Below are 8,271 nucleotides of genomic sequence, written 5' to 3'. Positions count from 1 at the left end.
GAACACTCTCTCGCTCGTCGGAATTTTTCAAAATTGCGGAATTTAGCAAGTTTGTGAAAATTTTGAATTAAACCAAGTTTGCGGAATTTTTACTCACACAAAACTGAAACGGAATTCCAAAATTGCGGAATTAAAAATCTTTGCGGAATTAAAATGTTGGAATTTAATCGGAAGCAAAAAAGTGGAATTTTTTCTCGATTTTTTATTTTATAAAAAGTGTTTTAAAAGTAAAATGCAGGAATTTACTCAAACGCTGAAAAGTTCAAAACGGAATCAAAACGTATTTACTCAAATGTTTCGCAACAGAGCCTAACACAATATAAAAAAAATTGCTAAATTAGTGCTTTAACAATGTTCATTGCTTTTTTAAGTTTGCTTCTGAATTTCGTTCCGAAATTCCTCGCACACTTAAAACGCAACTATTTTTATACACAAACGTTGGCAAACATTTACCAATCAAGAGAGCAAAAAGAATGAAAAAGGAATTAACAGAAAATGAATCTATTTCAATTGATTTAGCTTTGAAAAGATTTTTAGACTTACATCAAAAAGAAAACGTCTTTAAAGGAGTACTTTCGTTCTTTTTAAAAGAAACAGGAATTGAAGAAGAGCGTATTGAATTTATAATAATTGAGTTAAGTACTTTAAATATTCTTTCCTACAAAAACGAAATAGGAGATACAACTTTAGGACATAAATTTAATCGCGAAGAAATTATTGAGCTTTTGAAAAATGGAGGAATGACAGATAAATGGCTTGAAAAAGAAAGTAAACGAGTTAACATAAAATTAATTAACAAAACTCTTTCTGAATTTTTATATACAAAATGGATTGCTCGAATTAGTTTTTCAATTACAATAATTCTTCTAATTCTAAAATTAATTGAATTATCAAACAAATATTAATAAACAAATTACGGTAACTTATAAAATTGAAAAAATGAAAAACAAACTAAAAAAAATCGCCTTATTATTTACATTATTAACTTATTTAAATTCTTACAGCCAGGACAAATTCAATTTCGACAACAAAGGTTTAAATGATTATTTAGTTTTAGACTTTAAAGACAAAACAAAATCGGAATTATATTCAAAAACCATAAATTGGATAAAAGAAACATATAAAAAACCAGATGAAGTAATTAATTCAAAAATAGAGAATGAAAAAATTTTTATCCAAGGAATAAGTCCTTCTACTTTGACAATTGGTGGTGGAAGTTCTATGAATGCAAAATATAGCATTGAAATTGCTTTTAAAGAAGGGAAAATAAAATTCAATCCAACAAAATTAGAATATTATACTAAAGAATACGGTTGGAACGATATTTTTATAAATGAAAATGCCAAACGTTATTACAAAAAAAGCGGAAAAGTAAGAGGTTTATATTCAAAATTAATAACAGACATTCCAAGTGTTTTTAATAATCTTTCTACAAGTTTGGAAAACTATATAAATGGAAAAAAGAAAATAGAAGAAGATTGGTAAAATAATTTCAAAGAGAGAAAAATTGAAAATATACTGATTAATAAAAAAAACGATTTGCCAACACCGTATAAAATTAATTGCTGGCTTTTAGCTTATTTACGAAAGTCCAAACGGACTTTCTTGGTTCGTGTTTTATTTACTAAATTCACCGCTTAAAACACGCAACTAATCTTATACAAAAACGTTGTGCATAATGCGGAAATCGTGCTAAAATCGAACATTTGAACTAAAAAAGCCAACGCTAAAACAGCACATTCATTTTTTCCAACCACATAAGCCAACGCACAAAAAAATAAAAGAGCTGTTTCTTCCCACCGCACAAATCCGAACAAACCAATGAACATCTTTGCAACACCATTGCATTAATAAATTCATATATTTGCATCAATGAAACATTTAGCATTCATATTGTCAATTTACATTTTCGCACTTAATCTAACACCTTGTGCAGATTACGTTGTGTCTGATAATGATGTTAAAACTGAAATCTCACAAGCTATGGATAATGACCATCAGTACCAAGATTCAGATTTATGTTCCCCTTTTTGTATTTGCCAATGTTGCCATATTAGCGCAACATATTTGCACTTTGCAGATTTAACACTCGATATAACTCTTATTTCTACTCAAGATTTTCTACACCTAAACGGTACAGAAAAAGATTTTACCACTTCCATTTTACAGCCACCAAGGGCATAATTCAGTTTTTTTTAAGGATATCTATATCCAAACGTAACGCTTTTTAATGCAAGCGTTGCTTCGCTTTTATTTTGCGCTTCGCGCAAAATGATATGTTTAACTGAATTAACACCTTTTATATGATTAATAAAATCATTGATTTTTCAATCAATAACAAATTCATTATTGGTTTGCTAACGCTAACCATTGTGGCAGCAGGTATTTGGAGTATGACCCAAGTACCAATTGATGCTGTTCCAGACATTACCAACAATCAAGTACAAGTCATTACACAAGCACCAAATTTAGGAACAGAGGACATTGAGCAATTTGTAACCTATCCTGTAGAAATTGCAATGAGTAATTTGCCTGATGTCAAGGAAATCCGTTCTATTTCGCGCTTTGGCTTATCTGTTGTAACCATAGTTTTTGATGATGCTATGGGAACATATTTACCTCGTCAATTAGTGTCTGAAAAATTAAACGAAGTCAAGGAAGAAATCCCAAATGGTTTTGGCAAACCAACAATGGGTCCAATATCTTCGGGATTGGGAGAAATTTACCAATACACACTTAAAGTAAATCCAGAATATAAAGACAAATATTCCATTACAGATTTGCGAACGATGCAAGATTGGATTATCCAACGCCAAATGGCAATGGTAGAAGGTGTTGTTGAAGTTAACGCCATTGGTGGTAAAATCAAGCAGTACGAAGTTGCTGTTGACCCAAACGAATTAAAGGCAATTGGAATAACAATTACCGATGTTTTTGAAGCTTTGGAAGCCAACAACCAAAATACAGGTGGTGCATATATCGAAAAAAACCATCAAGCTAATTTTATTCGTGGAGAAGGCTTGGTGCGTAGTTTGGAGGATATTAAAAGTATTACTATAAAGAATTTAAACAACATTCCCATTACCGTTGGCGACATTGCGACAGTTCAATATGGTGCTGCAATCCGTTATGGTGCAATGACGCAAGATGGCGATGGCGAAGTGGTTGGCGGAATGGTTATGATGCTAAATGGTGCCAATTCAAACAAAGTAATTAAAAATGTAAAAACCCGAATTGCTCAAATTGAAAAGTCCTTACCAGAAGGTGTTACCATCGAACCCTTATTAGACCGAAGTAAACTAATTGCAGAAACCACATCAACCGTCTCAACCAATCTTATTGAAGGTGCTTTAATAGTAATTTTCGTTCTTATTTTCCTTTTAGGAAATTGGCGAGGTGGTTTAATAGTAGCTTCAACGATTCCATTATCCTTATTATTCGCATTTATATTAATGAATGTTTTTGATGTTTGGGCAAACCTAATGAGTTTGGGCGCAATAGATTTCGGGATTATTGTTGATGGTACTGTAATTATTGTAGAAAGCACCGTTTTCCTAATAGCTTCCCAACTCTATAAGAAGAAAAAATTGACATCTAAAGAACGTGATGGCGTCGCTTCCAGCGCATCAAAAAAGATGATGAACGCTGCGTTTTTTGGGCAACTTATCATATTGATTGTATTCCTTCCCATTTTAGCTTTGGAAGGGATTGAAGGTAAAATGTTCAAGCCAATGGCATTAACGTTCATTTTCGCAATGATTGGCGCAATGGTACTTTGTTTAACGTATGTGCCAATGATGTCTGCATTAATTCTGCGAGCACCAAAATCTGATAAAAAATCTTATGGAGATAAATTTGTGCATTGGGTAGAACGTAAATACCAACCTTTATTAGAAAAATCTTTATCTAAAGGAAAACTAATAATAAGTATTTCGGTAGTTCTCTTTGGAATTGCTTTGTTTACGTTCAGCAAAATGGGTGGCGAATTTATACCACAACTTGATGAAGGCGATATTGCTTTTCACGCTATTTTAAAACCAGGTAGTTCACTTACAGAAACGATTGAAACAACAACTAAAGTTGAGCAAATTATAAAAGCGAAATTTCCTGAAGTTGAAAAAATAGTCAGTAAAATTGGTGTTGCCGAAATTCCAACCGACCCAATGCCAATGGATTTAGCAGATGTTTTTGTAATTCTAAAACCTAAAAGCGAATGGACTACTGTTTCGACAAAAGATGAACTCATTGAAGAAATAAAGAAAGCAGTTGAGATAATTCCTGGAGTAAACTATGAATTTACCCAACCCATAGAAATGCGTTTTAATGAATTACTCGAAGGTGTCCGTGAAGATATTGCCATAAAAATTTATGGAGAAGATATAAATATACTGTCACAAAAAGCAGAAGAAATTACCAAAATAATCGCAGGAACTGAAGGTATTGGCGATATGAAAGCGGAAGCAACCACAGGCTTACCACAAATGACAATTACCTATAACCGAAGTAAATTAGCACAATACGGACTTCAAATAAATACTTTAAACCAAATCGTACAATCTGCATTTGCAGGTGGAACAGCAGGCGTTATTTTTGAAGGCGAAAAACGTTTTGATTTGGTGGTGCGTTTAAATTCTCAAAATCGAACAGATATTTCAGATGTTCAGAATTTGTATATCAATTTACCATCAGGAACTCAAATTCCGCTACGTGAAGTTGCAGACATCAGCTACAAAGCTGGTCCAATGCAAATAAGTAGAGATAATACCAACCGAAGAACCTACGTAGGTATTAACGTGAGAGGTCGTGATGTAAAATCGTTGGTAACTGAAATTAAATCAAAACTGGATGCCAACCTCGAACTGCCATCAGGATATTTTATTCGGTATGGTGGTGCTTTTGAAAATTTGGAACGTGCAAGCAACCGTTTACAAACCGTTGTACCAATTGCGCTACTGTTGATTTTTGTGTTAATCTATTTTGCACTAAAATCACTTCCACAAACTTTAATGATTTACATCGCTATCCCAATGGCAACCATTGGAGGTGTTTTTGCATTGTGGTTACGTGATATGCCTTTCAGCATTTCGGCAGGTGTCGGTTTTATTGTCTTGTTTGGTGTTGCTGTTTTAAATGGCTTGGTAATGATTAGCGGATTAAACGAGCTAAAAGATGAAGGCGTTACCAATCTTAAAGACAGAATTATTGAAGGTACAAAACGAAGAATAAGACCTATTATGCTAACTGCTTTTACAGATGTTTTGGGATTTTTACCAATGGCAATTTCAGCATCAGCAGGCGCAGAAGTACAACGACCTTTAGCAACAGTAGTTATTGGTGGATTGTTGACATCTACATTATTAACCTTATTCGTTTTACCAATTTTATATCATTGGGTGGAAAATAAATCGTTCACGTTTAGACCTAATAAAAAAGTGGTAACAGTTACTGCAATGGTAGCATTTTTGTTCTTATTGCCAATAACAGGAAATGCACAACAAGTAAATGATACGTTGCCGACTGTTTCAATGGATGAAGCTGTAAAGATTTCAAAAGAAAACTATCCAAGTTTAAAACAAAGGCAGTTGGAAATTGAAAAACAGCAACAATTAAAAGGTACCGCTTATGATTTTGGCACAACTCAAATTTTTACAGGTGGCGAAGAAATCAATAATGGAACAGGAATTTATACCACAGTTGGTATTGGACAATCAAATATTGATGTCTTTGGTATTGCGCCAAAACGAAAATTACAGGAGCAGCGTATTTTATTAGCGCAAAAAGCCTTTCAACTTTCAGAATTAGAATTGGAATTGGAAGTTAAAAAAGCGTGGTCAAATGCCTTTCAGAGTAAACAAAATTATAATCTGTATGCAGCATTGGATTCCATTTACACCAATTTTGAAAAAGCGGTGGAATTAAATTATGAAGTGGAAGCCATTTCGAAACTGGAATATTCCGCAGCTAAAAACCAAGCTTTACAAATTCAAAACAAGTTTTTGCAAACAAAGAGCAACTATCTAATTGCATTACAGCAGTTGAATCTATGGCTCGTTTCGGATGAATTTTATAACGTACCAGACGAATTGGATATCACTAATGAAATTGATATAAACGATTTCAATGCAAAAGAACATCCTTTATATAACCTTGCGCAAATTCAAATAGATGAAGCAGAAGCAAATTACAAAGTTGCAAAAGCCGAAAATCTACCCAAATTCAATCTTCAAGGTGGTTTGCAAAACGTAAATGGTAATTCTGGTTTTTACACCTATCAAGCTGGTATATCAATTCCATTTCTATCTGGCACAACAAAAGCGAATATTAGAACTGCAAAAATTGACAAACAAATTGCCGAAACTAATATTCAATTCAGACAAAACGAAGTTGAATCTAAATTTATTCAAGCCAGAGAAAACTATCTAAAGTGGAAAACATCGTGGCTCTTTTATAAAGAACAAGTATTACCACTTACAAAAGACCAAAAAACAGGCGCATTATTCGCTTACAAAGAAGGCGAGATTGATTATTCGGCATTTACACAACTTATAAAAGAAGCTATTCAGAGCGAAATTGAAGCACAAACAGCTTTGGCAAATTATTTAGAAAGCACTTTTGAATTACAATATTTTAAAAATTAGAACTATGAAAAACACACTATATATCATCTTGACAATTTTAATATTGTCATTTTCAGCTGCCTCTTGTGCCAACAAAGAAAATCACAATGAAGAAGATGGACACGCACACGATGAGGAAACCAGTACTAATCCTAAAGAAGAACATCACGAAGGAGAAGAAGTTATGTTATCATCACAACAATTTGAAGCCTTAAAAATGAAAATTGACACCATTACCTCACGCAATATGAGTGGCTATGTAGAAGCAAACGGAACTTTGGAAGTGCCACCACAAAATGAAGCTGCCATAACTTCGGTTGTTGGTGCAAATGTGGTTTCTATTGAAGTGATTGAAGGCGATAAAGTAAACAAAGGTCAAGTTGTTGCATACCTTTCACATCCCAATATTATACAAATGCAAACCGATTATTTGAATGCGTATAGCAACAGCACTTTTCTAAAGAAAAACTATGAACGACAACAAAAATTATATAATGCAGGTGTAGGCTCTGGTGCAAATTTTCAAAAAGCAGAAGCAGAATATGACGCATCAAAAGCTATGGTTAATGGAATGGCAGCACAGTTAAAATTGTTGAATATTAATTCAAATTCAGTCGCAAATGGTACGATAGCGCAACGTGTGGCATTACGCAGTCCCATTGAAGGTTATGTGCAAAAGGTGGAAGTGAAAACAGGACAATATGTTGAACCACAAACCGAACTCTTTGAAATTGTAGATACGCATCACGTTCACGCAGATTTAATGGTTTTTGAAAAAGACGTTTACAAAGTAAAAAAAGGTCAAAAAGTTACCTTTAATATACAATCTATTGAAGATGATGAATTGAGTGCAGAAATATATTCAGTAAGCAAAACTTTTGAGGATAACCCAAAAGCGGTTCACGTTCACGCAGAAATTGAAAACAAAAAAGGAAATTTAATTCCAGGAATGTACATTCAAGGTAGAATACAGACAGAAAGCACTAAAACAATGGCATTGCCAGAAAGTGCTATTGTAAAAGAAGGCGACAAATTTTATGTGTTTTCAGTTGAAAAAGAAAATGTGGATTGGAGTTTTAAACCAATTGAGGTTATTTTGGGAGATAAAGATGGCGATTGGGTAGCAATTCAATTTTCCGAAGAAATAGCAACAAATACAAAGTTTGCTTATAACAATGCGTACTACCTAATTGCAGAAATGAAAAAGGGCGAAGCAGAACACGCACATTAATTATGCAAACAATAGAACAATTATTAGAGTCAAAAGATATACGAGTTACGGCAATGCGATTACTTATTTATAAGTTTCTTGCACAAAAGCAAGTAGCGGTAACATTAAGCGATATTGAAAACGCTTTTGAAAAAGCAGATAGAACAACTTTGTACAGAACGGTAAAGACATTTGAAGAAAAAGCAATCGTTCATCAAATAGATGATGGCACAGGAATTACCAAATATGCACTTTGCGAAAAAGGTTGTAATTGCGAAATTGAAACCGATTTACATTTACATTTCCATTGCAATAATTGCAATGAAACCGTTTGTTTAACAGAACATAAAATCCCACAGATTAAAGTGCCAAACGGGTTTATTTCCGAAGATATAAATTTGGTAGTAAAAGGTATTTGCGATAAATGTAGTGGTCAATAAATGC

6 protein-coding genes are annotated in these 8,271 nt (G+C 33.3%); all 6 read left to right on the top strand.

The annotated features are described in order from the left end of the window. The first annotated feature begins 473 nt into the window (after positions 1-473). The 6 genes from SHK09_RS11250 (at position 474) to SHK09_RS11225 (ending at position 8,267) form a co-directional block, all read left to right on the top strand. Positions 474-905 carry a hypothetical protein gene (locus SHK09_RS11250; RefSeq protein ID WP_319810873.1) on the top strand — a complete coding sequence of 144 codons (432 nt, stop codon included), beginning with the start codon at positions 474-476 and terminating at the stop codon, positions 903-905. A gap of 34 nt (positions 906-939) precedes the next feature. After that, positions 940-1,485 (top strand): DUF4468 domain-containing protein, encoded by a 546-nt coding sequence (locus tag SHK09_RS11245; protein WP_319810872.1) that lies wholly within the window; start codon positions 940-942, stop codon positions 1,483-1,485. A 387-nt stretch (positions 1,486-1,872) separates the two neighbouring features. Continuing rightward, complete coding sequence (locus SHK09_RS11240; RefSeq protein ID WP_319810871.1) at positions 1,873-2,184, top strand: DUF6660 family protein; 312 nt, start codon at positions 1,873-1,875, stop codon at positions 2,182-2,184. Positions 2,185-2,303: 119 nt separating this feature from the next. Further along, positions 2,304-6,638 (top strand): CusA/CzcA family heavy metal efflux RND transporter, encoded by a 4,335-nt coding sequence (locus SHK09_RS11235; protein WP_319810870.1) that lies wholly within the window; start codon positions 2,304-2,306, stop codon positions 6,636-6,638. 4 nt (positions 6,639-6,642) lie between these two features. Continuing rightward, complete coding sequence (locus SHK09_RS11230) at positions 6,643-7,848, top strand: efflux RND transporter periplasmic adaptor subunit (RefSeq protein WP_319810869.1); 1,206 nt, start codon at positions 6,643-6,645, stop codon at positions 7,846-7,848. A gap of 2 nt (positions 7,849-7,850) precedes the next feature. Continuing rightward, complete coding sequence (locus tag SHK09_RS11225; RefSeq protein WP_117881269.1) at positions 7,851-8,267, top strand: Fur family transcriptional regulator; 417 nt, start codon at positions 7,851-7,853, stop codon at positions 8,265-8,267. Positions 8,268-8,271: the final 4 nt, after the last annotated feature.

The organism is Polaribacter sp. PL03 (assembly GCF_033875165.1).
In the GTDB taxonomy this organism is placed as follows: domain Bacteria; phylum Bacteroidota; class Bacteroidia; order Flavobacteriales; family Flavobacteriaceae; genus Polaribacter.
This window is presented reverse-complemented; position numbering and strand designations above follow the sequence as displayed.